The organism is Pseudomonas sp. HY2-MNA-CIBAN-0224 (assembly GCF_040310285.1).
GTDB classification, from domain to species: domain Bacteria; phylum Pseudomonadota; class Gammaproteobacteria; order Pseudomonadales; family Pseudomonadaceae; genus Aquipseudomonas; species Aquipseudomonas helleri.
Window position 1 is genome coordinate 1 of the sequence record NZ_JBEOPQ010000647.1, and the last position, 261, is coordinate 261.

The following is a 261-nucleotide window of genomic DNA, read 5'->3' on the forward strand; positions in this document are numbered from 1 at the left end:
GGGTTATGATTTGCCCCCGTCACCTTACCAATGCGATAGCCCATTTCGTTATCGGCTAAAAACTGTTGGCGACGCAGGTCTTGCAAGCTGATTTTTGCAAACGCATTATCACCATAAGTGTTGTTAGCACTCACGCTACCATCGTCGCCGTAAAAGGTGCTGCTGCGTTCTGCTATCGAGTCTGATTTAAAGCGATTTTGTTCTAGCTGCAACCACAGATATTTAAGCGTATAGGGAGAATTATTGTGGTAAGTAATCACT

At 44.4% G+C, this 261-nt stretch carries 1 protein-coding gene; it reads right to left on the minus strand.

Annotation, left to right across the window (positions count from 1 at the left end; genetic code table 11):
• Positions 1–261: hypothetical protein (locus tag AAEZ03_RS27915; protein ID WP_350583165.1), on the minus strand; the 261-nt coding region annotated here is incomplete at both ends.